At 64.0% G+C, this 22,508-nt stretch carries 20 protein-coding genes and 1 tRNA gene; 6 read left to right on the plus strand and 15 right to left on the minus strand.

The features are described from left to right. Position 1 precedes the first annotated feature (1 nt). From prcB to QRN52_RS21260, 7 genes are all read right to left on the minus strand, one after another. Entirely contained in the window at positions 2 to 811 is an 810-nt protein-coding gene (prcB, locus tag QRN52_RS21230; protein ID WP_284755613.1) for a proteasome subunit beta, read from the minus strand. Positions 812 to 889: 78 nt separating this feature from the next. After that, positions 890 to 1,093, minus strand: a complete 204-nt coding sequence (locus QRN52_RS21235) for a ubiquitin-like protein Pup (protein WP_234749319.1) — start codon at positions 1,091 to 1,093, stop codon at positions 890 to 892. A gap of 122 nt (positions 1,094 to 1,215) precedes the next feature. Then, positions 1,216 to 2,832: a depupylase/deamidase Dop gene (dop, locus tag QRN52_RS21240; protein ID WP_284755647.1), complete on the minus strand. Its 1,617-nt coding sequence runs from the start codon at positions 2,830 to 2,832 to the stop codon at positions 1,216 to 1,218. A gap of 50 nt (positions 2,833 to 2,882) precedes the next feature. Then, complete coding sequence (arc, locus tag QRN52_RS21245; protein ID WP_084784542.1) at positions 2,883 to 4,697, minus strand: proteasome ATPase; 1,815 nt, start codon at positions 4,695 to 4,697, stop codon at positions 2,883 to 2,885. Between the two features lie 101 nt (positions 4,698 to 4,798). Then, positions 4,799 to 5,851, minus strand: a complete 1,053-nt coding sequence (locus QRN52_RS21250; RefSeq protein WP_284755614.1) for a tRNA (adenine-N1)-methyltransferase — start codon at positions 5,849 to 5,851, stop codon at positions 4,799 to 4,801. A gap of 118 nt (positions 5,852 to 5,969) precedes the next feature. Beyond that, positions 5,970 to 7,139, minus strand: a complete 1,170-nt coding sequence (locus QRN52_RS21255; protein ID WP_284755615.1) for a site-2 protease family protein — start codon at positions 7,137 to 7,139, stop codon at positions 5,970 to 5,972. Further along, the gene (locus QRN52_RS21260; protein ID WP_284755617.1) at positions 7,140 to 7,871 is read right to left on the minus strand and encodes an HAD family hydrolase; all 732 of its coding nucleotides are present in this window, start codon (positions 7,869 to 7,871) and stop codon (positions 7,140 to 7,142) included. Between the two features lie 119 nt (positions 7,872 to 7,990). Between QRN52_RS21260 and QRN52_RS21265 the strand changes: the two genes are divergently transcribed. Further along, positions 7,991 to 8,896: a PAC2 family protein gene (locus QRN52_RS21265; RefSeq protein ID WP_284755619.1), complete on the plus strand. Its 906-nt coding sequence runs from the start codon at positions 7,991 to 7,993 to the stop codon at positions 8,894 to 8,896. Between the two features lie 73 nt (positions 8,897 to 8,969). Here QRN52_RS21265 and mshC read toward each other — a convergent pair whose 3' ends face one another. Continuing rightward, positions 8,970 to 10,268, minus strand: a complete 1,299-nt coding sequence (mshC, locus tag QRN52_RS21270; RefSeq protein WP_284755620.1) for a cysteine--1-D-myo-inosityl 2-amino-2-deoxy-alpha-D-glucopyranoside ligase — start codon at positions 10,266 to 10,268, stop codon at positions 8,970 to 8,972. A gap of 16 nt (positions 10,269 to 10,284) precedes the next feature. Then, on the minus strand, positions 10,285 to 11,118 hold the full coding sequence (locus tag QRN52_RS21275) for an undecaprenyl-diphosphate phosphatase (protein ID WP_284755621.1): 834 nt from the start codon (positions 11,116 to 11,118) through the stop codon (positions 10,285 to 10,287). 52 nt (positions 11,119 to 11,170) lie between these two features. On the opposite strand from QRN52_RS21275, the gene QRN52_RS21280 reads away from it, so the two are divergent. Further along, positions 11,171 to 12,103 carry an aldo/keto reductase gene (locus QRN52_RS21280; protein WP_284755623.1) on the plus strand — a complete coding sequence of 311 codons (933 nt, stop codon included), beginning with the start codon at positions 11,171 to 11,173 and terminating at the stop codon, positions 12,101 to 12,103. Positions 12,104 to 12,162: 59 nt separating this feature from the next. Here QRN52_RS21280 and QRN52_RS21285 read toward each other — a convergent pair whose 3' ends face one another. Further along, a complete protein-coding gene (locus QRN52_RS21285) occupies positions 12,163 to 12,435 on the minus strand; it encodes a hypothetical protein (RefSeq protein ID WP_059389240.1) in 273 nt (90 codons plus the stop codon). Between the two features lie 39 nt (positions 12,436 to 12,474). Between QRN52_RS21285 and QRN52_RS21290 the strand changes: the two genes are divergently transcribed. Then, positions 12,475 to 12,708 carry a DUF5703 family protein gene (locus QRN52_RS21290; protein WP_059389241.1) on the plus strand — a complete coding sequence of 78 codons (234 nt, stop codon included), beginning with the start codon at positions 12,475 to 12,477 and terminating at the stop codon, positions 12,706 to 12,708. 44 nt (positions 12,709 to 12,752) lie between these two features. Here the strand turns inward: QRN52_RS21290 and QRN52_RS21295 are convergent, their stop codons facing one another. Both QRN52_RS21295 and QRN52_RS21300 read right to left on the minus strand, forming a co-directional pair. Further along, positions 12,753 to 13,913, minus strand: a complete 1,161-nt coding sequence (locus tag QRN52_RS21295) for an acyl-CoA dehydrogenase family protein (protein ID WP_284755625.1) — start codon at positions 13,911 to 13,913, stop codon at positions 12,753 to 12,755. A 10-nt stretch (positions 13,914 to 13,923) separates the two neighbouring features. Beyond that, complete coding sequence (locus tag QRN52_RS21300; protein WP_284755626.1) at positions 13,924 to 15,228, minus strand: M20/M25/M40 family metallo-hydrolase; 1,305 nt, start codon at positions 15,226 to 15,228, stop codon at positions 13,924 to 13,926. A gap of 276 nt (positions 15,229 to 15,504) precedes the next feature. Between QRN52_RS21300 and QRN52_RS21305 the strand changes: the two genes are divergently transcribed. Next, positions 15,505 to 15,587 (plus strand) — tRNA-Leu (locus QRN52_RS21305). A 257-nt stretch (positions 15,588 to 15,844) separates the two neighbouring features. Here QRN52_RS21305 and QRN52_RS21310 read toward each other — a convergent pair. The 3 genes from QRN52_RS21310 to QRN52_RS21320 are packed head-to-tail and all read right to left on the minus strand — an operon-like array spanning position 15,845 to position 19,481. Beyond that, the gene (locus QRN52_RS21310; protein WP_284755628.1) at positions 15,845 to 16,756 is read right to left on the minus strand and encodes a MaoC/PaaZ C-terminal domain-containing protein; all 912 of its coding nucleotides are present in this window, start codon (positions 16,754 to 16,756) and stop codon (positions 15,845 to 15,847) included. Continuing rightward, the gene (locus QRN52_RS21315) at positions 16,753 to 18,105 is read right to left on the minus strand and encodes a 3-oxoacyl-ACP reductase (RefSeq protein ID WP_284755629.1); all 1,353 of its coding nucleotides are present in this window, start codon (positions 18,103 to 18,105) and stop codon (positions 16,753 to 16,755) included. The genes QRN52_RS21310 and QRN52_RS21315 overlap by 4 nt, the downstream gene beginning before the upstream one ends. A 5-nt stretch (positions 18,106 to 18,110) precedes the next feature. Continuing rightward, positions 18,111 to 19,481: an acetyl-CoA C-acetyltransferase gene (locus tag QRN52_RS21320; RefSeq protein WP_284755630.1), complete on the minus strand. Its 1,371-nt coding sequence runs from the start codon at positions 19,479 to 19,481 to the stop codon at positions 18,111 to 18,113. Between the two features lie 68 nt (positions 19,482 to 19,549). On the opposite strand from QRN52_RS21320, the gene QRN52_RS21325 reads away from it, so the two are divergent. Together QRN52_RS21325 and QRN52_RS21330 are read left to right on the plus strand one after the other, a co-directional pair. Continuing rightward, positions 19,550 to 20,260, plus strand: a complete 711-nt coding sequence (locus tag QRN52_RS21325) for a TetR family transcriptional regulator (protein ID WP_284755648.1) — start codon at positions 19,550 to 19,552, stop codon at positions 20,258 to 20,260. Between the two features lie 47 nt (positions 20,261 to 20,307). Next, entirely contained in the window at positions 20,308 to 22,416 is a 2,109-nt protein-coding gene (locus QRN52_RS21330; protein WP_284755632.1) for an acyl-CoA dehydrogenase family protein, read from the plus strand. Positions 22,417 to 22,508: the final 92 nt, after the last annotated feature.

A 22,508-nucleotide genomic window follows, 5' to 3' on the forward strand; every position in this document is an offset into this window, starting at 1 on the left:
CTCAGGCCTCCCGTCCGGCAACTGCGCGCGATTCAACAATGGATCCAGCGATCGCCGCCAACTCCCGTTCTGACACCCGGCGGGCACCGGCGCGGTTGACGGTATACACCACCGGCCAGAGCTGCCGGACAGGATCCGGACCGCCCGTGGCGGAGTCGTCGTCGGCAGCGTCATAGAGGGCTTCAACCGCGACGGCAACCGCCTCGTCTTCGGTGAGGTTCGGCCGCCACAGCTTCTTCAAGGCGCCACGAGCGAAGACAGAACCGGAGCCGACGGAATGGTGCTCCAATTCCTCATACCGTCCACCGGTGACATCGTAGGAAAACAGCCGTCCCACGCCGGCTGCCTGGTCGAAGCCCGCGAAGAGCGGTATCACGGCGAGACCCTGCATGGCCATCGGCAGGTTCCCCCGGATCATGGCTCCAAGCCGGTTGGCTTTGCCGTCCAAGCTCAGCAGCGTGCCTTCGATCTTCTCGTAGTGTTCCAGTTCCACCTGGAACAACCTGGTGATGTCGATGGCCAGGCCCGCTGTCCCGGCAATTCCCAGGACGGAGTATTCGTCGGCCGGGAAGACCTTCTCGATGTGCCTGCTGGCGATCACGTTGCCCATGGTGGCACGCCGATCCCCCGCCATCAGGACGCCGCCGGGGTAACTGAGGGCGACGATCGTTGTGGCATGGGGCACCGGCGGAATCTGTCCCGCGGGCAGCGCTTGATTGAAAGGGAGGAGTTCAGGCCTGGAGTGTTGCAGATGCTCTATGAACGAAGACGTTGCTTGGGTGGCCAGGTGGCCGGCTGATGGATCCTGCATTGCTGCGCTCCTTCGACTCTGACATCCGATGCCCGGCAGCCTCGCGCCGGCCGGGCCCTTGGCTTAGCTGGCGGCTCGCTATTGGCCGCCCTTTTGCACAAATGCCCGCACGAACTCTTCAGCGTTCGACTCAAGGACGCCGTCGATTTCGTCGAGGAGATCGTCCACGCCCTGCGTGGCGACCGAGGCCTGTGCCTCCGGTGCTGCGGGCGGCGCCTCGGGGGCGTCGGCCTCTGCCTCGACGTCCCGCGATTGCGGTTGCTGCTGCTCCTGAGCTGCCATTTCCTTCTCCATTCTGTCCATCCCCGGCTACGGGGACTTCCTGTAATGCCATACTGCCACGGGCCGGGCCGCGACGCTGCGGTTTTAAGGGCCCGTTTGGCAGCCTTTCGTCAGCTTGCCGTTCACGCGGGCGGGGTCGGGTCCAGGCCGAGCAATTCACGGAGGAATGCGCCCGCTGTTGCGTGTTTCCGGAACAGCTGGCCCGTGAGTGCTTCCGTGCCGCGGAGGGGTTCCCGGGTGGGCACCCGCTGAAGTTTCCCGATCCCGGGAACGTCGAAGATGACCGAATCCCAACTCGCGCCGACCACGTCCTTGCCAAAGCTGGAAACACACTTCCCGCGGAAATATGCGCGGGTATCCGACGGCGGTTCGATGACGGCCCGGTTGATTGCGGCGTCGTCGACGATAGTCTGCATGCGGTCGCGGGAAAGCATGCGGTAGTACAGGCCTTTTTCCGGCCTCACGTCGGACCATTGCAAATCGACAAGGCCCAGGCGGGCATCGTTCCATTCCAGACCGTCACGGTTCCGGTAGCCATCAAGCAGGGACATCTTCGCCAGCCATTCGACAGAAGACGCGGCACCTGCGGGGTTGCTCCCCAATAGCCCCAGCGTCGACTCCCAACGCTCCAAGACATCACGGGTGTGGCCGTCTCCACTGAAGGAATCGGAGACCCCGGTTTCCTGGCCAAGCTTCGCCGCAGCCTCGTAGTACATCCACTGGATGTCAAGGGCTGTCACGCGCCGTCCGTCGAGCAGCCTGACGGTGGCAGTCAGGGAAGTGTCGTGGCTGATTGCCTGCAGGCCCGCCACCGGCTCATGTACTTCGATCTTCGGAGCCTGGCCCGCTTCGATAAGGCTCAGGACCAAAGCCGTGGTGCCGAACTTCAAGTAGTTCGACACCTGGCTGAGGTTGGCGTCGCCGATGATGACATGCAGTCGCCGATACTTGTCGGCGGTGGCGTGCGGTTCATCCCGGGTATTGATGATCGGACGCCTGATAGTGGTTTCCAGCCCCACCTCGGCTTCGAAGAAATCCGCGCGTTGACTGATCTGGAACCCGGCAGTTGAACCGTCCTGGCCCTTGCCGAGCCGGCCTGCACCGCAGATGACCTGGCGCGTGACGAAGAACGGTGTCAGGCCTCGGACAATGTCCCCGAAAGGCACGGAACGCGGCATGAGGTAGTTCTCGTGGGAACCGTAGGACACCGATTTGTTGTCGGTGTTGTTCTTGTACAGATTGATGGCCGGCAAATCGGGATCGGCTGCCACCTTCCGAACCGTGGCGAGGGCAACGAGGTCGCCAGCCGCGTCCCACGCGACGATGTCACGGGGATTCGTGACCTCGGGGCTGGAATACTCCGGATGGGCATGGTCCACGTAGAGCCGGGCCCCGTTGCCGAGGACCATGTTCATCAGCAACGATCCTGACTCGTCGCCGCCGTCGGCCTCCAGCTCCTGGCGGCCGTATGCCAGCGCGACGGCTTCGGCGTCGAGCACGGGGGGCCTGTCAGTCAGCTGGCTGGGATCGGCGGCGCTGCGCTCCACCGTCCAACCGCGCGCGTCATGCAGCGGTTCTTCGTCCGTATAGTCCCAGCGGGTCTCAGCGCCGCCGGCCGCGCGCTGACGCGTGAGGTTGGCGTAGGCCTGGATGATCCGTGCGGACATCATCGTGGCGTTCGCCCCCGGTGCGGACGGCGAATGGATACCGTATTCAGTTTCCGAACCCATCACCCGCATGGCCCCGCCCACGGGAAGCTTGTCCGAAGGCAGGCCTTCCGGCCGGGCCGTCACAGGTACTGGCCGGTGTTGGGAGTCGTTTCGATCGACTTCCCGGGCTCCTGGCCGGCCTTGCCCTGGACGATGGTGCGGATGTAGGTGATGCGTTCGCCCTTCTTGCCCGAGATGCGTGCCCAGTCATCCGGGTTGGTGGTGTTGGGCATGTCCTCGTGTTCGCGGAATTCGTCGACGACGGCGCGCAGGAAGTGGTCTATCCGCAGCCCTTTCTGCTGGGTCAGCAGGAGGTCCTTGATGGCGTACTTCTTGGCCCGGTCCACGACGTTCTGGACGACGGCTCCGGAATTGAAGTCCTTGAAGTAGAGCATCTCGGTATCGCCGTTGGCGTAGGTGACTTCGAGATACTCGTTGGACTTCTCCGTCGAATACATGGCTTCAACGGTGCGTTGGATAATGGCGTCGACCGTGGCCTGGACATCGCCGCCGTGCTCCGCCAGATCCGTCGCGTGGAAAGGAAGGTCAGTGGTGATGTATTTGGCGAAAATGTCGGCGGCCGCTTCGGCGTCGGGCCGCTGGATCTTGACCTTCACGTCCAGCCGGCCGGGACGAAGAATCGCCGGATCGATCATGTCTTCACGGTTCGAGGCGCCGATCACGATCACGTTGTCCAGCCGTTCGACGCCATCGATCTCGCTCAGGAGCTGCGGGACGATGGTTGTTTCGACGTCGGAAGAGACACCGGTGCCGCGGGTGCGGAACAGCGAGTCCATCTCGTCGAAGAACACCACCACGGGGCTGCCATCCGAGGCCTTCTCCCGGGCGCGCGCAAAGATCAGGCGGATGTGCCGCTCTGTTTCGCCCACGTACTTATCAAGGAGTTCAGGTCCCTTGATGTTCAGGAAGTAGCTCTTCAGGTCCACGTTGCCGGCCCGTTCGGAGGCGCGGGCGGCAAGCGAGTTGGCAACAGCCTTCGCGATCAGCGTCTTGCCGCAGCCCGGAGGACCGTAAAGCAGGATGCCCTTGGGCGCTTTGAGCCCGTGTTCGCGGTACAGGTCCGGGTGCAGGAACGGGAGTTCCACCGCGTCACGGATCTGTTCGATTTGCGGGCCCAGGCCGCCGATGTCCTCGTAGGTAATATCCGGGACTTCCTCGAGGACCAGGTTTTCGACCTCTGCCCGGGGCACCTTCTCCAAGGCGTAGCCCGTGCGGGAATCCAGCGACAAGGCATCACCGACGCGCAGGTGCACCTTCTGCAGGGCGCCTGAAAGCCGGACTACCCGCTCTTCATCGGCCCTGCCCACTACGAGGGCGCGGTCCGTGCCAAGCATTTCCTTGAGCGTGACGAGTTCGCCTGCCCGTTCATAGCCCAGGCCGGTCACCACGAGCAGGGCCTCATTGAGGAGGACTTCCTGTCCAACGGCCAACTGGTTGATGTTCACGAGCGGGCTGACGCCCACGCGCATCTTGCGGCCGGCATTGAAGATGTCAACCGATTCCTCAGTGGCCGCCTGGCCGGTGCTGCCCGCCGTTGGCTGGCGCCTGGGATTGATCTGCAAGATGGTCCCGAAGCTGTACGGCGGTTGGCCGTCCTGCTCAAGGGCGCCTTTGAGCCGCAGGATTTCGGCCTTCGCCGTTTCCAGCATGGTCACAAGCTTGGTGTTGTTCTGGGTGGCGGCGGCAAGCTGACGGTCGATGTGGCGCAGCTTGTCTCGAAGGATGTTTATCTGGCGTTCCGCGACGGTGAGTTCCGCGGAGTCGTCCACCGGTTGGATTGCCCCACCCCCGTGTCCCGCTTTTCCCTCAGTCACAGCCTTGTTCGATGGCTCCTCCGGTGTTGTTCGCCCGAAGTCATTGTTCGACGTATCCACGAAGCATCAGCTCCTTCCCGCTTTCTATAAATAGACCTTAGCCCTCAAAAGCGTCGGGAAACCTGTGACATCCGGAATGCGGACCAGTTTGTGATCTTTCCTTAGGGAGCGGGTGTGGGGTCGTCCTTGACGTTGGTGCCGGCAATCGCATCCCGTGCCGCCCGCCGCAGTTTCTTGTCGGAAACCGCTCGCTCTCCTACGGCTCCCGGTGTCCAGGCATTCAGGTCCTCTTCGCTGAACTCGGTCTTGGAAGGACGCCGTTTGACGGAGATCCCGGTCACGCCGTCGGCGAGGCGACGGGTCACCAGGAGGAAGCCGGTGTGGGCCACCATGCGGTGGTCGGGACGGACGGCAAGGCCCTCAAGGTGCCAGCCACGGACCATGGACTCCCAGGCGTCCGGTTCCGTGAAGCGCCCGTCGGCGCGGATGGCTTCGGCGGTACGGGACAGCTGGGTCACCGTGGCCACATAGTTGATCCACACGCCACCAGGGGCCAAAACAGTCGCTACGGCGTCGAGGCATTCCCACGGAGCGAGCATGTCCAGCACCACACGGTCCACGGATCCGGGCTCTTCGCTGCGGACAACTTCTTCCTGGAAGTCGCCCAGCGAGATCTTCCAGGCCGGGTGCGGACCGCCGAAAATGGTTTCCACGTTGCCGCGGGCGATGTCGGCGAATTCCTCGCGACGCTCGAAAGAGTGCAGGTAACCGCCGTCGCCCACTGCACGAAGCAGGGAGATCGAAAGGGCGCCGGAACCAACGCCGGCTTCCACGACGCGGGCACCCGGGAAGATATCGGCCATGGTGACGATCTGGCCGGCATCCTTGGGGTAGACCACTGCGGCGCCGCGGGGCATGGACAGCACGAAGTCCGAGAGCAGCGGACGGAGCGTCTGGTATTGCTGGCCGATGTTGTTGGCCACCACCGAGCCGTCAACCTGGCCGATGATTTCGTCGTGGTTGAGGAAGCCGCGGTGCGTGTGGAAGGCGCCGCCTTCCTCCAAGGTGATGGTGTTCATCCGGCCGCGTTCGTCCGTGAGTTGAACCCGCTCGCCCACCCGGAACGGCCCTCGGCGCCGTGCCGCACCGGTCGGCTGGATGGCTGCGTCGGCGGCGCCGGTGGCCGTGTAGTTGGCGGCGGTTTCGCTGCTCATGGGTGTTTCCTCGCTCCTGTACGGCTGGGCCGTCATTTGTTGCCGCAGTTACTGCTTAGTGATGCGCACTGCCGGCCTGGTTATTTCACGGCCGGCAGGTAACTCTACCGGGAAGGTCCTATGGGCGTCCGCTCCGCCGGGCTACTTTACCTGTAATGGCTGTCACTACGGCCTGCTGCCGTAGCAGGCCCATGACCGTACCGCGTTCGTCCACGACGGCGTATTCGGCGCCGCTGAGCTGCGCCAAATACTGGATCAGTTCCTGGCCGCTGGACGTCCAGGGGACGTAGGCGCCGTCGGCGAGCGGGGTCGAGACTGCGGTCACAAGCGTTGTGTACACCTCAGAGGGCGGCACGGCTGCCGTGGCATGCGGATCGACGAGACCCTGCGGCCGCCCATCCGGTCCGCAGATCACGACGGCGGGAGTGCCGTTGGGTGCCACGCGCAAGACGTCGGCGACGGTGGCCGAGTTCGGAATCCCGACGGCGGGTTCGGCCAAAGCTGAGGCACTCACCAAAGGGAGTCGGCCGCGGAGCGTGGCCTGCTTGATCGCACCGGAGGCGCCCATCCACAGGAAGCTGCAAACAAGGAAGGTGATGAGCATAAGGCTGAGATCGGGGGTATTTCCACTCAGAACTGGCAGTACGACGAACCAAACAACCAGGACGATCACGATGACCCGTCCGGCCCAGCCAGCCGCCACCGTCCCCTTTTCCTGGCTGCCGGTCACTTTCCATACCGCGGACTCCACCAGGCGACCACCGTCAAGAGGCAGGCCCGGGAGGACATTGAAGATGCCGATCAGCAAATTGGCCCACATGAGGATGTTCGTCAGCGTGTCCCCTACCCCGGTGAAGACACCGGCCTGCAGCAATAGCCAGGCACCGCCCGCAAGGACAAAGTTGGCCGCGGGTCCTGCCAAGGCAACAACCACCGAGCGGCCCGGGGAAGCGATGAAACTCTCGAACTGGGTGTGCCCGCCCCAGAGATTCAAAACGATCTTCTCTGTGGGCCAGTTGAAGGCCTTGGCGCTCAAAGCGTGGGCAAGTTCGTGGACGAGCACGGAGAGCGCGAGGAGGAGTGCGTAGGCAAAGGCAACGAAGTAGGCGCCGATTCCCAAGGAGTGGTTCCGGATGAGCAGCGCTGGTCCATAGACGATCACCGTGAACGCGGCGATGATGAACCAGGAGTACGCAAGATACACGGGGATTCCCGCGATGCGGCCGAGTGGAATGCCGTCCTTCCTGCTGCTACGCGTGCTGTGGCCACCGTTCCGGGGAGTGCTCACTTAGTTTGCCTGTCCAAGGAAAGCCGCGGCGGGCATGTTGGCGGAAGCGCGGGCGGCGACAAGCGCTTCAAGGTCGGAGACCTTCCGTCCCTGGAGGGTGTCCCAGGTTGCCCGGCGAGGATCCTCAGGCAACGGCATTTGGTGCGGAATTCCGACCGTGACCACCCCGGAGGCGATCGCGGACGCGACTCCCGGGACGGAATCCTCGAGAGCGACGCAGTGATCGGCGGTCAGCCCGGGGTCCGTGTCCCGGAGTCGCTCGACGGCGGCGAGGTAAGCCTCGGGGTGGGGTTTTCCTTGGCTGACGGTGTCCCCGGTGATGAGGAACTCGAAGTAGGGCTTGGGGAGGTTGGCGACGACTTCCCGCGCCATCGGGCCTTCGGACATTGTCACGAGGGCGCAGCGGACGCCCGATTGATACAGCTCGTCAAGCAACTCCTTGGCACCGGGCCGCCACGGCACCTCGACGCGGAGGCGGTCGATGACCTGGGCGCTCAAGGAGTCAACGATCTCCCGCTTTTCCAAGTCCACTCCAGCCCTTTGGAGAATGCCGGCCGAGTGCATGAGCGATTGTCCTACGAGCTGCATGGCTTGTTCGTGGCTCCAGGCGCCTCCGTAGGACTCCACGAGGGTGCGCTCTGCGGCAATCCAGTACGGCTCGGTGTCCACCAGGGTGCCATCCATGTCCCATAGCGCGGCTTTGAGCAGGGGCTGGGTGGCTGAAGCAAGCATGCCTAAAGTCTACGTGGAAGGAGAGCGGGCAATTGCCGTTCTACGCCCGGGGCGAAGTATGGCCACGCCGGTCCCCTCACGCCATGCATCGGTGGCGGTGTTGGACGTAGGGTGAGTGAATGAACAGTTTGGACGGAGCCCCTGACGGACAGGCCACTTCACCGGAGCCTGAGCGCCTTCTCCAGCCTGTAGCCGAAGGCCAGCGCATCACCGTGATGCTGGCGGCTTTCGAAGGTTGGAACGACGCAGGCGAGGCGGCCAGCGATTCCCTGCACTACTTGAACAAGTTGTGGCAGGGAAAGAAAGTGGCATCCGTTGATGCCGACGATTACTACGACTTCCAGTTCACCAGGCCGACCGTGCGACGCACGGCAGCCGGGACGCGCAAGGTGAAATGGCCTTCCACGCGCCTGTACAAGGCCAGCGTCCCGGACAGCAACGTGGATGTGGTGTTCGTGCTCGGCACCGAGCCTTCCTATCGCTGGCGCGCCTATACGGCCGAGCTTCTGGTCCATGCCGAAACGCTCAAAGTCGACTATGTGGTGTTGATCGGCGCCCTTCTGGCCGATGTCCCGCACAGCCGCCCGATCCCTGTCAGCACCACCTCGGACGACAGCGGATTGCGGCAGCGCTTGAACCTCGAGGCTTCGCAATACGAGGGTCCGGTCGGCATTGTGGGCGTGCTGGCGGAATTCGCGCTGCTCGCGGGCTTGCCCACCGTGTCGCTGTGGGCGGCCGTGCCGCACTATGTCGCCCAACCGCCTTCCCCCAAAGCGCAACTCGCCATCTTGAACAGGATCGAGGACCTGCTCCAAGTGCCCCTGGACACCCATGCCCTCAACGAGGAATCCGAGGCGTGGGAGCGCGGCGTGGACGAACTGGCCACTGAAGACCCCGAAATCGCCGCCTACGTGCGGCAGCTCGAGGAGGCCAAGGACACGGCCGACCTGCCGGAGGCGAGTGGCGAATCCATCGCGCGCGAATTCGAGCGCTACCTCAAGCGCAGGGGCAAGGACAAACCCTAACCCAACGCGGGGTCACTTACGGCCCGTCCAAGGGGACATTATGGGCCGTAAGTGACCCCGCGTTGTTTAGATATTAGAGCTCGACGCCGAGCAATCCGTTGATCGCGTCGCTCACCAGGGCGGAATCCATCGCGCTGGGCTGGGCCCCTTCAGGATTGGCTCGGTGCGAGTCGGCGAGGGCCGCAGCGGCCCAGGCGTCGACGGCGGCGATCGCACCCGGAGCATTGAGGTCGTTGGCGAGCTCGGCGCGCATCCGCGTCAGCAGCTCCGCCGCTGTTCCCTCAGGAGCGATGTCCCGGGCGGCCCGCCACGTGTTGAGCCGTTCCTTGGCCTGGGCGAATCCTTCATCGGTCCAGGACCAATCCGAGCGGTAGTGGTTGGCCAGGATCGCCAGGCGGATTGCTACGGGCTCTTCGCCCGCGGCACGGAGCTTGGATACCAGCACCAGGTTGCCCTTGGACTTGCTCATCTTTTCGCCGTCCAGGCCAACCATTCCGGCGTGGGCGTAGTGGCGTGCCAAAGGGATGCCACTGAGCGAATACGCGTGTCCGGCGCCCATTTCGTGGTGCGGGAAGACGAGGTCAGATCCGCCGCCCTGCACAGTGAAGGGAGCTGGCAGGTACTTCTGGGCGATGACAGTACATTCAATATGCCAGCCGGGACGTCCGTCGCCGAGGCTTGCGCCCGGCCAGCTCGGCTCGCCGTCGCGGGCCACGCGCCATAGCAAAGGATCAAGGGGATTTCGCTTGCCGGACCGGCCGGGATCGCCGCCGCGTTCGGCGAAAAGTTCCAGCATTTCAACTTCGCCGAGTCCCGAGATGTCGCCGAGTGTCCACGCGTCCGGGCTATCCGACGCCTTGCCGGCTGCTTCGACGTCGTAATAGACGTCGCCGTCGGGTTCGCCGCCGGTGCCGTGTACGCGGTAGGCGAGCTTGTCCGCAATCAATTTCTCGATAGCCGGAACAATCATCGGGATCGCCTCGACGGCTCCGATGTAGTGATTCGGAGCCAACACATTGAGGGCGTCCATGTCGGTCTGGAAAAGCTCAATCTGGCTCGCTGCCAGCTCACGCCAGTCAACGCCGGTGGCGGTGGCGCGCTCCAGGAGGGGATCATCGACGTCGGTGACGTTCTGGACGTACGCAACCCGCTGGCCGCTGTCGCGCCAGGCCCGGTTGAGCAGGTCGAAGGCGACGTAGCTGGCCGCGTGGCCCATGTGGGTGGCGTCGTAGGGCGTGATGCCGCAGACGTACATGGATTGCTCCGCGCGTGGCTCGACTTCCACCAGGGCCCTGAGGGCGGTATCGAACAGCCTCAACGGGGGCGTGCTGCCGGGTAGTTCAGGCACAGGGCGGGAGATCCACGATTTCACAGCCTCAACCATAGTGCTAGGCGCTGATGACATTGAAACCGAGCAATACATAGAGGGCGAGTCCAAGGAGAATGCGATACCACACGAAGACACGGTAGCTGTGGGTGGAAATGAACTTGAGGAACCAGCCAATGATGATGAAGCCCACAACGAACGCGATGACCGTGGCCAGCAATGTTTCCGGCAAGCCGAAAGGCCCGGAGATTCCTTCTTTCGAAACCACCTTGTACAGCTGGTACAGGCCGCTGCCGAAGACGGCAGGGATGGCCAGCAGGAACGAATACCGTGCGGCCGCTTCCCGTGTGTACCCCATCAACAGGCCGGCGGTGATGGTTCCGCCGGAGCGGGAGACGCCCGGGATGAGCGCCATGGCCTGTGCCAGCCCGTAAAGGATGCCGTGCTTGACGGTCAATTGGCTCAGCTCGCGTTCCTGGCGGCCAACGGCGTCGGCTACCGCGAGGATCATGCCGAAGACGATGAGCATGGTTGCCACGATCCACAGACTGCGCAGGACGGACTCGATCTGGTCCTGGAAGAGCAAGCCGAGCACGATGATGGGCAGGCTGCCGAGGATGACCAACCACCCCATGCGCGCGTCGGGATCGTCCCTGGAGACCTTGCCGCGCAGCGATCCGAACCAAGCGCGCAGAATCCTGACGATATCCCGCCAAAAGAAGACGATGACGGCCGTCTCGGTGCCCAGCTGCGTAATAGCCGTGAAAGCGGCACCTGGATCCGCTGCATTAGGCAGGAACGACCCGACAATTCGCAGGTGTGCGCTTGAAGAAATCGGAAGGAATTCTGTCAGGCCCTGCACGAGGCCTAGGAAGGCTGCTTCTATCCAGTTCACGTGAATAGACCCTACGTCATGATCTACCCGATCTCCCCGTAAGCTATCAGCTATGCAGCAGCGTTACGTCGGAAACAGTGGGTTTCGGGTGTCCACCCTCTCCCTGGGCACTATGTCCTGGGCGGAAGAAACGGACGAACAGGATGCACGGGAGCTGCTCCATACCTTCATCGCGGCGGGCGGCACCATGATCGATACCGCCGCCTCGTACGCAGGCGGACAAGCCGAAGCTCTCCTGGGTTCGATGCTGGGGGACGTTGTGGCACGCTCGGAGGTTGTCCTCTCCACGAAAGCGGGCGTCTCGACGTCGGACAGCCGGCGCAGCGTCGATGCCTCCCGCGGTTCCATGCTGTCCGCACTCGACGCGAGCCTTGCCCGCTTGGGGACAGATTACGTAGACATCTGGTTCGCGCATGCTTGGGACGGCAACGTTCCCCTGGACGAAACACTTTCCGCCCTGGACCTTGCCCTGCGCTCGGGACGAGCACGGTACGTCGGCATCTCCAACTACAACGGCTGGCAGACCGCCAAGGCCGCAGCCGTCGCGGGATTCACCGTGGTGGCCAACCAATCCGAATACTCGCTCCTGCACCGGAAGCCCGAAGACGAACTGGTGCCCGCCATCGAGGATGCCGGACTCGGCCTCATGGCGTGGGGGCCCCTCGGACGCGGAGTTCTCAGCGGCAAATACCGTGGACAGATTCCGACTGAATCACGGGCCGCTGAAGACCGCCTGAGCGGCTACGTCGAAAAGTACCTCGACGCGCGGGGGGCAAGGATCGTCGAAGCAGCGGCAATGGCGGCGCGCGGCTTGGGACGGTCCGCCGTCGACGTCTCGCTGAGCTGGTTGCTCTCCCGCCCGGGAGTATCCACGGCCGTCGTGGGCGCACGCAATGCGATCCAACTCAAGGAACTACTCGATGCGCAGCTGGCGCCTCTTCCCGCCGAAATTTCGCGGGCACTGGAAGACGTTTCAGCGATCTGACTTAGCTGAAACTCGGGCATTACCATCGGGCACTACTGGCCCGGCATTACTGGCCGGCATCACTGGTCGAGGATCTCCAGCTCGTCTTCATCGAGGAGTTCATTGTTGTCCTCGTCGTCATCTTCTTCATCGTCGTCAAACACCTGAAGGGGTGTGACTTCCGAGTAGGCCTCGTATAGTGAGTCCTCATATACCTCAAAGGCATCTGCGACGGCGAAAAACGCTGCCTCCACAGTGGGATCTCCTTCGCCCCGGCGGGCGGAGGCGGCAATCAGGTGCTCTTCCAAAGCGGCTGTCAATGACTGAAGCGCGACACGCGGATCGATGCTCATGACTTCACGTTAGCCCGAAAAAGACGAAAATGGAGAGGGATGAGAGAACAATTTCTGAGCAGTTCAGTGGAGCGTCAGCGGGACTACGCAAGGCAGTACGAGTATCTCGTACTGACCGTGAGCCCTGACGATTCCTTGCCCGAGGCGCGGCGTCGGCTCGTGGAACACTCCGAATACGGCAAGTGGGAACTGGAGCGGAGCATCCTCTACATCGGCGGCGGTCGCCGGTTCTGGCTGCGCCGTAGAGTCCTCAACGTGCAGCGCACCGTGTAGCTGAAACGCCGTGTTTCGGGTGCCCCGCTCCGGCTTTGAGCGTTCTAGCCTTCGAGCGGGCCGAGCCACGCGTTGGCTATGGTGTTGTGCGCAGACTCGTCATTGGAGGGATGGAAGATCCCTGCCAGCACATCGCGATACAGCCGCTCAAGTTCCGAGCCACGGAAATAGCTGGAGCCTCCGGAAACCCGGATGGCCACATCCACCATGCTCCGGGCGTTCTCCGTGGCCCGCACCTTGAGGCCCACGAACCTAGGAAACCACTGCGTCCCGTGATCGACCAGCGCATCCACGTCACGGGCCACTGACGCCAGCTGCGGCTGGATGGAATCCATGGCCATGGCGGCGTCGGCGATCTTCCAGCGGATGTCCGGGTCTTGCGAGAAGCTTCGGCCGCCGTATTTGGCGGAGGTACGGCGCTTGGCGGCCTCGACCGCCAGGGCGAACGCGCGCTCCGCAATGCCCGTGTAGACGGCGGCGAGCAGCGTTTCGAAGCACGCGAAGATCGCAAAGATCAACGGATCCTGATTGGGCCCCACGGGCAGTTTCCGGAAGATCCGTTCCGCCGGCACCAGAGCGCCATGGAGGAGCGTGGTGTTCGATTGGCTGGCCCGCATGCCCAGGGTGTCCCAGTCACCCAGCGTCTCGTGGCCCGGGGCGTCGCGTTGGATGAAGCCGAAAACCAGCTCTCCGCTCCCCTCCCGCGCTCCGCTGTCCTTGCCGAAGATCCCGAGGCGGGTCCACGCCGGCGACAGGCTCGTGAAAATCTTCCGCCCGGTGAAGCTGTACCCGCCGCCTGGCTGCGGTTCCGCCGTAGTCCCTGAATCAAAGAGCATGGAGTCATTCCCCGGCTCGGAAATCCCGAACGCAAAGACCTCGCCCTGTCCGGCCTCCTTGAGGACAAAGTCAAGGGAGTCGTCGCCGCGGGCCGCCAGGACGTGCGCGACGCCGGTCCAGACAAGGTGCATGTTGACAGCCAACGCTGTGGCCGGGGCGGCCGTCGCGAGCCGGCGCTGAAGCGCCGCCGCGGCGTCGAGTCCGAGCCCCAGTCCGTCGTCGGACTCCGGGACGAAGATCTTCAGGTAACCCGCCGCAGCGAGCTCCTCAAGGTCTTCGTGGAAGAACGAGTTGTTCCGGTCATAGCCCGCGGCGCGGCCCCGGATGCGGCGGAGCAGCTCGTCCGGAAGGATCTCCTCGGGAGTCACAGCGTTCTCCCTAGTAGTTGCTGAGCAGGGTGTTGAGCACCCTGGATCCGAACTTGAGCGAATCGGCAGGAACGCGTTCGTCAACGCCGTGGAACATGCCGGTGAAGTCGAGTTCCTCCGGGAGCATCAACGGGGCGAATCCGTAGCCTGTGATGCCGATCTTGCTGAGCGACTTGTTGTCGGTGCCGCCGGACAAGGTGTAGGGCAGCACCTTGGCGCCGGGGTCTTCCGAGTGCAAGGCATCGATCATGGCGTCTACGAGATTGCCGGCGAACGGCACTTCCAGGGACACGTCCTTGTTGACGTAGCTGACGTCCACGCCATCTCCGGCAAGTTGTTTGATGGTTTCGAAGACCATCTCCTGCTGGCCTGGCAGCGTGCGGCAGTCCACCAGCGCTTCCGCCGATTCGGGGATGACGTTGTGCTTGTATCCGGAGCTGAGCAACGTGGGGTTTGAGGTGTTCTGGAGGGTTGCCCCCACGAAACGCGCTACGGTGCCGAGTTCCTTCAGCAGGGTCTCGGGATTGTCCGGATCGAACTCGACGCCGGTCAATTCCGTCACGCCGTCGAGGAACTGCCGGGTGGTGGGGGTCAGCTCAATCGGCCAGGGGTATTCGCCGATCCTGGTGACTGCCCCGGCCAGGCGGGTAATCGCGTTGTCCGTGTTGATTTGCGAACCGTGCCCGGCACGGCCGTGGGCCACGAGGCGCAGCCAGGAAAGGCCCTTCTCCGCAGTCTGGAGCAGGTAGGTGCGCTTGCCTCCGATGGTGGCCGAGAAGCCGCCTACTTCGGAGATCGCTTCCGTAGCGCCGTCGAAGAGTTCCCTGCGGTGCTCGACGGCGTAGCGCGCGCCGTAGTTGCCCCCGGCTTCCTCGTCGGCGAAGAACGCGAAGATGATGTCGCGCTTCGGCTTGCGTCCCGTGCGGGCGAAGTCACGCATGACCGAGAGAATCATGGCGTCCATGTCCTTCATGTCCACGGCACCGCGTCCCCAGATGAGTCCATCCTTGAGTTCGCCGCTGAAGGGATCCACGGACCACTGGTCCTTGAGCGCCGGAACGACGTCGAGGTGGCCATGCACCACGAGGGCGCCGGCCGAGGGGTCCTCCCCCGCCATGCGCGTCACCACATTGGCCCGGCCCGGAGCCGACTCAAAGATTTCAGCGTCCAATCCCACTTCATTAATAAGCGCCGCCGTGTATTCCGCTGCGGCGCGTTCCCCGGGACCCGAATCGTCACCGAAGTTCGAGGTGTCTATGCGGATGAGTTCCTGGCAGATCCGGACTACTTCGTCCTCGGGTCGGATATCAGTCATGGAACTCTCCTTGCTGGCTGGGATGGACGTACTACGGCGGGAAGGCAGATGGTGCGGACGCTCCCGCGCGCTTCCCTCAGCCTACCCACCGCACGCTTGTTTGGCCGCGTGCTTTCCCGCGTTTTGGCGCGGATTGGCAGGGCCCAATTGCCGTTGCCGACCCCCTCTCCAGCTCCGGTTTTTTTATTTCCCGGAAATCGTGTTAGAGTTTTTCTCGCTGCTTCGGAGGAAAGAGAAGCGCCGAGAGGCGCAGAACGAAGGCTCCGAACACCACCTGCGCGGGTGGCGGAATGGCAGACGCGCTAGCTTGAGGTGCTAGTCCTCGAAAGGGGGTGGGGGTTCAAGTCCCCCTCCGCGCACAAATGCAAGGCCTGGAATTCTGAGAATTCCAGGCCTTGTTTGTTTAAACTGAATTTGCCTTTTCGGACGCTAATGCGGCGTTCATCACATTTATTAAATTGCATTACCGGTAATTCACTCACGGCAGTGGACCGGACTCCGGACTTGGCTCTGAATCTGGCTCCGCCAGGGACGACGACGGCGGCCGCCCGCGTGGGTGACCGCCGTCGTCGTAGCTGTTCCTGGACCCCGAACCTTGAACTCCGAAACCGGTGCCCTACAAGGCCGTCACGGATCCGCTGAAGTGCCTCCTGCCGCTTCGCGGGTTCCAGGCGACATAGTCGGAACGTTCCCACGAGCCTGACGCGGAGTGGACCGTGCCGATTTCCAGGGCCACCCGCGCCGGGAGGAACACCGGCACCTCGAAAATCACGTCCCACCGGAACGCTTCCGACTTCACCGAGCCAACGTCGGCCAGGGCCCGGGATGCAAGGTACATGCCGTGCGCGATTGACCGCGGCAGGCCCAGCGCCTTGGCCGAGAGGAGGCTCAAGTGGATCGGATTGAAGTCCCCGGAGACGGCGGCATACATGCGGCCGGTGTCCACGCCGAGCTGCCAGACGGCGGTTGGCGCGGGTGCCGCGAATTCCGTCGGAGCGGCGGCCGCGCCGGCCTTATCGACTCCCGGCAGGAAGACCCCCTTGGCCAAATACGTCGAGACGCCCCGCCAGAGCAGGGCCCCGTCGTTGCTTGACCGGACTTCGGCAACGACGTCCAGTTGGGTTCCCGCCCTGTGGCCGCGCATGTCCTCTGCCCAGGACCGGACATCGAGCGGTTCACTGAACTGAACTGCCCGCAATTGCTCCACATGGTTCTTCAAATGGATCATCCCCAGCAGCGGAAGGGGGAAGTCGTCCCGGTTCAGCACGCTCATGGCAACCGGGAACGCGAGGGCATGGATGAAGCCCGCCGGCAGTATGTCACTCGCAGTCTCGCCGATCAGGTGCTGGTAGGCGGTGAGGTTCGCGACGTCGGCCCGCACCCCGCGGACCTCGTGGCTCCCGGGGGGCAGCGCGGTGGCCGCTTGGAACCCCAGCACCCTCCTCCGTGCGGCCGTCGCCGCCGCATTCACATACAGCTTCGAGAGGGACGGCAGGTCCCCCAGGATGAGTGGTTGTTCCGTGGTCATGCACCCACCAGGTTCTGTCCACAGACCCTGAGCACTTCTCCCGTGATTCCAGCGGCCGCATCCGATGCCAGGAACGCAATTGCCTCTGCCACGTCCCCAGGCAGGCCGCCCTGCTGCAGCGAATTCAGCCTGCGGGCCACTTCCCGCGTGGCGAACGGGATCCGGGCGGTCATGTCGGTCTCGATGAAGCCGGGCGCGACGGCGTTGATGGAGCCGCCGCGTTCTGCCAGCACGGGCGCCGTGGCCCTGACCATGCCGATCACTCCCCCTTTGGAAGCAGCGTAGTTGGTCTGCCCGCGATTGCCGGCGATGCCGCTGGTGGAGGCCACCGACACGATCCGCGGGGTTTTGTGGAGCTGGTCCGAGCCCAGGAGTGCTTCGTTGATCCTCAATTGCGAGGCGATGTTCACGCCGATGACGGAATTCCAGCGGCCCTCATCCATGTTGGCCAGGAGCTTGTCCCGGGTAATGCCGGCATTATGGACGACGATGTCGAGCCCGCCATGGCGTTCCACGGCGTGGTCGATGATCCGCCTCCCGGCGTCCTCAGTCGTGATGTCCAGTTGCAGGGCAGTTCCATGGACCTCGTTGGCGACGGCGGCGAGGTGGTCCCCCGCCGCGGGAATATCCACCACCACGAGCCGCGCACCGTCCCGGTGCAGGGTCCTCGCGATCGCCGCGCCGATGCCACGGGCGGCGCCGGTGACGACGGCGACCTTCCCGGCCAAGGGCTTGTCGGCGTCGGCGGCAAGCTCGCCGGAGCCTGACGTGACAGTCAGGAACTGACCATCCACGAACGCGGACCGTCCTGACAGGAAAAAGCGCAGCGCACCCAGGGTGCTGGGGCTCGTGGTACCGGCACCATCCCCGAGGAGAATACCGTTGGCTGTGGCACCCGCCCGGAGTTCCTTGGCGAGCGAACGCAGCAGCCCGTCAACTCCTTGGCGACCGGCGGCAACAGCCGGGTTTGCCGCAGAAGCGGAGGTGCGGGAGATCGTGACGACCCTCGCGCCGGGGGCCAAATCGCGAAGCGACGGTGCCGCGGTGAGAACAGGTCCGGCAAGCTCATCGGGGTGCTCGACGGCGTCGAGCACCAGGATGATCGCGCCCAGCTTTTCCTTGGGCAACGCGGCACGCCGAACGTCGAGGCCCCACCCCACGAGAACAGCAGCCAATTCGTCGGAGCCGGCGGTTCTGCCGTTGCCGTTCCCAAGCACAAGGACCGGACCCGGAACCAGCGGTTCTCCTGCTTTGTACCTTCGAAGCACGGCAGGTTGGGGCAGGCCGAGCTTGTTGGCCAGGTCCTTGCCGATCCCGTGGCTGACAAACTGTGTGTATTTGTCCGTCATGCCGGCTACCGCCCTTCCGGAGCGGAGTAGGCCTCGAGGATTGCGACGACGCCCTGCCCTCCGGCGGCGCAGATGGAGATGAGTCCGCGGGCCGGACGGCCGTCCACCGGGCCGTTGTCGTGGAGAATCTTCGCCAATGAGGCGACGATGCGTCCTCCGGTGGCAGCAAAGGGATGGCCGGCGGCGAGAGACGAGCCGTTGACGTTGAGCTTGGCACGGTCGATCTTGCCGAGGGCACCATCCAGTCCCAGCCGGGTGCGGCCGAATTCCTCGTCCTCCCACGCGGCGAGCGTGCTCAGGACGGTGCCCGCAAAGGCTTCGTGGATTTCGAAGAAGTCGATGTCTTCGAAGGACAGCCCGTTGCGGGCCAGGAGCCGCGGCACTGCAAAGACCGGGGCCATGAGGAGTCCGTCCTTCCCGTGGACGAAATCGACGGCGGCGGCCTCGCCGTCGACGACGAGGGCCAGCTTGGGCAGGCCCCGGGCGTCCGCCCATTCCTCAGTGCCGAGGAGCACCGTGGAGGCACCGTCCGTGAGCGGAGTGGAGTTGCCGGCCGTCATGGTGGCTTCCGCTCCCAGGCTCTTGCCGAAGACGGGCTTGAGGGTGGCCAACTTCTCCATTGATGTATCGGGCCGCAGGTTCGAATCACGGCTCAGCCCACGGTACGGAGTCACGAGGTCATCGAAGAAGCCACGTTCGTAGGCCGCGGCGAGGTTGTGGTGGCTATTGAACGCGATCTCGTCCTGCGCTTCGCGGCTGATCTTCCATTGGGCCGTAGTCAGGGCCTGGTGCTCTCCCATGGAGAGGCCTGTCCGTGGTTCCCCGGTGTTCGGAGCATCCGGCGCGAGGTCCTTGGGACGCAGCCGTGCGAGGACCTTGAGCCGATCGGGCAACGACTTGGCGCGATTGAGGTCGAGCAGGATTTCGCGGAGGCCCTCGCTGACTGCAATAGGGGCATCGGAGGCCGAGTCGACGCCGCCGGCGATAGCCGAGTCGATCTGGCCAAGCTTGATTTTGTTGGCGAGACCCAGGACGGTTTCAAGGCCGGTGGCGCATGCCTGCTGGAGATCGTAGGCAGGCGTCTCCGGGGAAAGGGCCGAGCCAAGCACCGCTTCGCGTGTCAGGTTGAAGTCGCGGGAGTGCTTCAGAACGGCTCCGGCGGCGACCTCACCGATCCGCTCCTCTTGAAGGCCGAAGCGTGCGATCAGCCCGTCCAGCGCAGCCGTCAGCATGTCCTGGTTCGATGATTTGGTGTAGGCGCCGCCGGTCCGGGCAAAGGGAATCCTGTTCCCGCCAACCACCACGGCCCTGCGGAGTGTGCCCGGGGCTACGGGGGATTCGTGTGGTGCGTTCGCGGAATGTGCTGCTGCAGGCATGCGTTGCTCCTTATGATCACATCGGGTTACTGATACCCAGCGTACCTGATACGCTGAGTATCGTGAACATCCCCAGCCCTGGACTTCCTGCCGACCACGACGCCGGGACTCCGCCCCCCGCGGACGGCGACTCTCCCGCCGTCGACGGCCGTGCCGCCCGCTGGCAGGTCCACCGCGAAGAACGCCGGCGGGATCTCATCAAGGCCGCCCGCAAAGCCGTCCATGCGCTGGGCAGCGACGCCTCCATGGAGGACATCGCGACCGCGGCCAGTACCTCCAAGTCGGTGTACTACCGGTATTTCGGGGACAAAGCCGGCTTGCAGCAGGCAATGGGCGAAGTAGTGCTCGGACAAATGCAGCGGCGAATGGAGGAAGCGGCGGAAAGCGCGCAGACTCCCCGCGAAGGCCTGTTCGCCATGGTTTCCGCGTACCTGCAAATGGCGGAGTCCAGCCCCGCCGTCTACGCGTTCATCACGCGGCTCTCGCAAGGCGAACCCTCGGCGCAAGACGCCATCGCCGCCTCAGGAGCCCTTGGCCACTTCTTCGAGTCGATCAGCGCCATGATCGCCCGCCCCATGCGGGAACACCTGGGCGCGGAAAAGGAAGCACTGATCGACTACTGGCCCACTGCCGCCATCGGGCTGGTCCGCAACGCCGGCGAAGGGTGGCTCGGAAGTCCCGCCTCCCCCGCGAAGCCCGACCAGGAAACCATGGCGGCCCAGATCACCGATTGGCTGTGCGTGGGTATCGCCCCGGAACTCAAGATCAACTCCCCCTGAATATCAGCAATGACTCCACGTTGTTCGGAACCAAAGAAGGAATCACCATGACTGAAGTAGTGGACCGCACCTCCTCCAGCAACCGGGCGGCCGCGGGAACGGCTGCAACCACACAGCCTGCTGTGCCAGCCCCCACGGTGGACGTAGCGGCTCTTGGCGAACTGCTGCTCGGCAAATGGGCCCACATCCGGCACACGGCACGTGACCTCGCGGGCTGCCCCGAGGTACACAAGATCGAGGGCTTGACGCATACCGAGCACCGCAAGCGCGTGTTCGGGCAGCTGAAGTACCTCGTGGACAACAACGCCGTGCACCGGGCTTTCCCCGCCAGCCTGGGCGGTTCGGATGACCACGGCGGCAACATCGCCGGCTTCGAGGAACTCGTCACTGCCGATCCTTCACTTCAGATCAAGGCCGGTGTGCAATGGGGACTCTTCGGTTCAGCGGTGATGCACCTCGGCACGGAGGAGCACCAGAACAAATGGCTTCCCGGAATCATGAGCCTGGAGATCCCCGGCTGCTTCGCCATGACCGAAACCGGGCACGGCTCCGATGTTGCGAGCATTGCCACCACGGCCACCTATGATGAGGCCGCCCAGGAGTTCGTCATCAACACTCCGTTCCGTGCTGCATGGAAGGACTACATCGGCAACGCAGCCGATGACGGCCTGGCCGCCGTCGTGTTCGCCCAACTGGTGACCCGCAACGTGAACCATGGCGTCCACGCGTTTTTTGTCGAGCTGAGGGATCCGGACACCAAAGAGTTCCTGCCCGGAATCGGCGGCGAGGACGACGGCATCAAGGGCGGGCTCAACGGCATCGACAACGGCCGCCTGCACTTCACCGATGTCCGTGTCCCGCGCACCAACCTGCTCAACCGCTACGGAAACGTTTCCCCCGATGGCGAGTACACCTCGCCGATCGCCAGCCCTGGACGGCGCTTCTTCACGATGCTCGGCACCTTGGTGCAGGGCCGCGTCTCCCTCGACGGCGCGGCGGTCGCCGCCAGCAAGGTGGCCTTGACGACCGCCATCCGCTACGCCGCCGAACGGCGCCAGTTCAACGCGTCATCCCCAACCGACGAGGAAGTCCTGCTGGACTACCAGCGCCACCAGCGCCGCTTGTTCACCCGGCTTGCCACTACCTTTGCGGCGAGCTTCGCACACGAGCAACTGCTCGAAAAGTTCGACGACGTCTTCTCCGGCCTGCACGACACCGACGCCGACCGCCAGGACCTCGAGACCCTCGCCGCGGCCCTCAAGCCCATGAGCACCTGGCACGCCCTTGACACGCTGCAAGAGTGCCGCGAGGCCTGCGGCGGCGCAGGATTCCTCATCGAGAACCGTTTCGCCTCCCTCCGTGCGGACCTTGACGTCTACGCCACGTTCGAAGGTGACAACACTGTGCTTCTGCAGCTCGTCGCAAAGCGCCTCCTGGCCGACTACGCGAAGGAATTCCGCAACGTCGACTTTGGCGTGCTCGCCCGCTTCGTGGCTGCCCAGGCCGCCGATGTCGCCATCAACCGGACCGGCCTGCGGCAAGTGGCGCAGTTCGTGGCGGACACGGGATCAGTCCAGAAGGCCGCGTTGGCCCTGCGGGACGAAGAAGGCCAACGCACGCTCCTGACGGACCGGGTGCAGTCCATGGTGGCGGAGGTGGGTTCTGCGCTCAAGGGTGCGAACAAGCTTCCGCAGCATCAGGGCGCCGCACTTTTCAACCAGCATCAGGACAATTTGATTGAAGCCGCGCAGGCCCACGCCGAACTCCTGCAATGGGAAGCGTTCACGGAAGCGCTCGGCAAGGTCGGCGATCCTGGCACCTTGCGGGTGCTGACATGGCTGCGCGACCTGTTTGGCCTGTCGCTTATCGAGAAGCACTTGTCCTGGTACCTCATGAACGGCCGCCTCTCCATGCAGCGGGGACGCACCGTGGGGGCATACATCAACAGACTGCTCGTCAAGATCCGTCCCCACGCGCTGGACCTGGTTGATTCCTTCGGATACGGTCCGGAGCACTTGCGGGCGGCCATCGCCTCCGGGGCTGAGAAGGAACGCCAGGACGAAGCCCGCGGCTACTTCCGGGAGCACCGGGCAAGCGGCGAGGCACCCGTCGAGGAGAAGAGCCTCCTCGCCTTGAAGGGAAGGAAATCCAGCTAGCATCCTGCCGTGACCGGCCGGTGAACATCTGCCGAATCCTTTAACGACGACGGCGCCGCACCCCCGCTGAGGGGTGAGGCGCCGTCGTCGTT

Origin of the sequence: Arthrobacter sp. efr-133-R2A-120, from assembly GCF_030209835.1 — a bacterium.
Lineage (GTDB): Bacteria > Actinomycetota > Actinomycetes > Actinomycetales > Micrococcaceae > Arthrobacter.

What these genes read in the sequence shown, in the direction of transcription:
- prcB (WP_284755613.1), bottom strand. Translation starts at nt 811, where the DNA reads ATGCAGGATCCATCAGCCGGCCACCTGGCCACCCAAGCAACGTCTTCG.
- QRN52_RS21235 (WP_234749319.1), bottom strand. Translation starts at nt 1,093, where the DNA reads ATGGCAGCTCAGGAGCAGCAGCAACCGCAATCGCGGGACGTCGAGGCA.
- dop (WP_284755647.1), bottom strand. Translation starts at nt 2,832, where the DNA reads ATGCGGGTGATGGGTTCGGAAACTGAATACGGTATCCATTCGCCGTCC.
- QRN52_RS21250 (WP_284755614.1), bottom strand. Translation starts at nt 5,851, where the DNA reads ATGAGCAGCGAAACCGCCGCCAACTACACGGCCACCGGCGCCGCCGAC.
- QRN52_RS21260 (WP_284755617.1), bottom strand. Translation starts at nt 7,871, where the DNA reads ATGCTTGCTTCAGCCACCCAGCCCCTGCTCAAAGCCGCGCTATGGGAC.
- QRN52_RS21265 (WP_284755619.1), top strand. Translation starts at nt 7,991, where the DNA reads ATGAACAGTTTGGACGGAGCCCCTGACGGACAGGCCACTTCACCGGAG.
- QRN52_RS21280 (WP_284755623.1), top strand. Translation starts at nt 11,171, where the DNA reads ATGCAGCAGCGTTACGTCGGAAACAGTGGGTTTCGGGTGTCCACCCTC.
- QRN52_RS21285 (WP_059389240.1), bottom strand. Translation starts at nt 12,435, where the DNA reads ATGAGCATCGATCCGCGTGTCGCGCTTCAGTCATTGACAGCCGCTTTG.
- QRN52_RS21290 (WP_059389241.1), top strand. Translation starts at nt 12,475, where the DNA reads ATGAGAGAACAATTTCTGAGCAGTTCAGTGGAGCGTCAGCGGGACTAC.
- QRN52_RS21300 (WP_284755626.1), bottom strand. Translation starts at nt 15,228, where the DNA reads ATGACTGATATCCGACCCGAGGACGAAGTAGTCCGGATCTGCCAGGAA.
- QRN52_RS21310 (WP_284755628.1), bottom strand. Translation starts at nt 16,756, where the DNA reads ATGACCACGGAACAACCACTCATCCTGGGGGACCTGCCGTCCCTCTCG.
- QRN52_RS21315 (WP_284755629.1), bottom strand. Translation starts at nt 18,105, where the DNA reads ATGACGGACAAATACACACAGTTTGTCAGCCACGGGATCGGCAAGGAC.
- QRN52_RS21320 (WP_284755630.1), bottom strand. Translation starts at nt 19,481, where the DNA reads ATGCCTGCAGCAGCACATTCCGCGAACGCACCACACGAATCCCCCGTA.
- QRN52_RS21330 (WP_284755632.1), top strand. Translation starts at nt 20,308, where the DNA reads ATGACTGAAGTAGTGGACCGCACCTCCTCCAGCAACCGGGCGGCCGCG.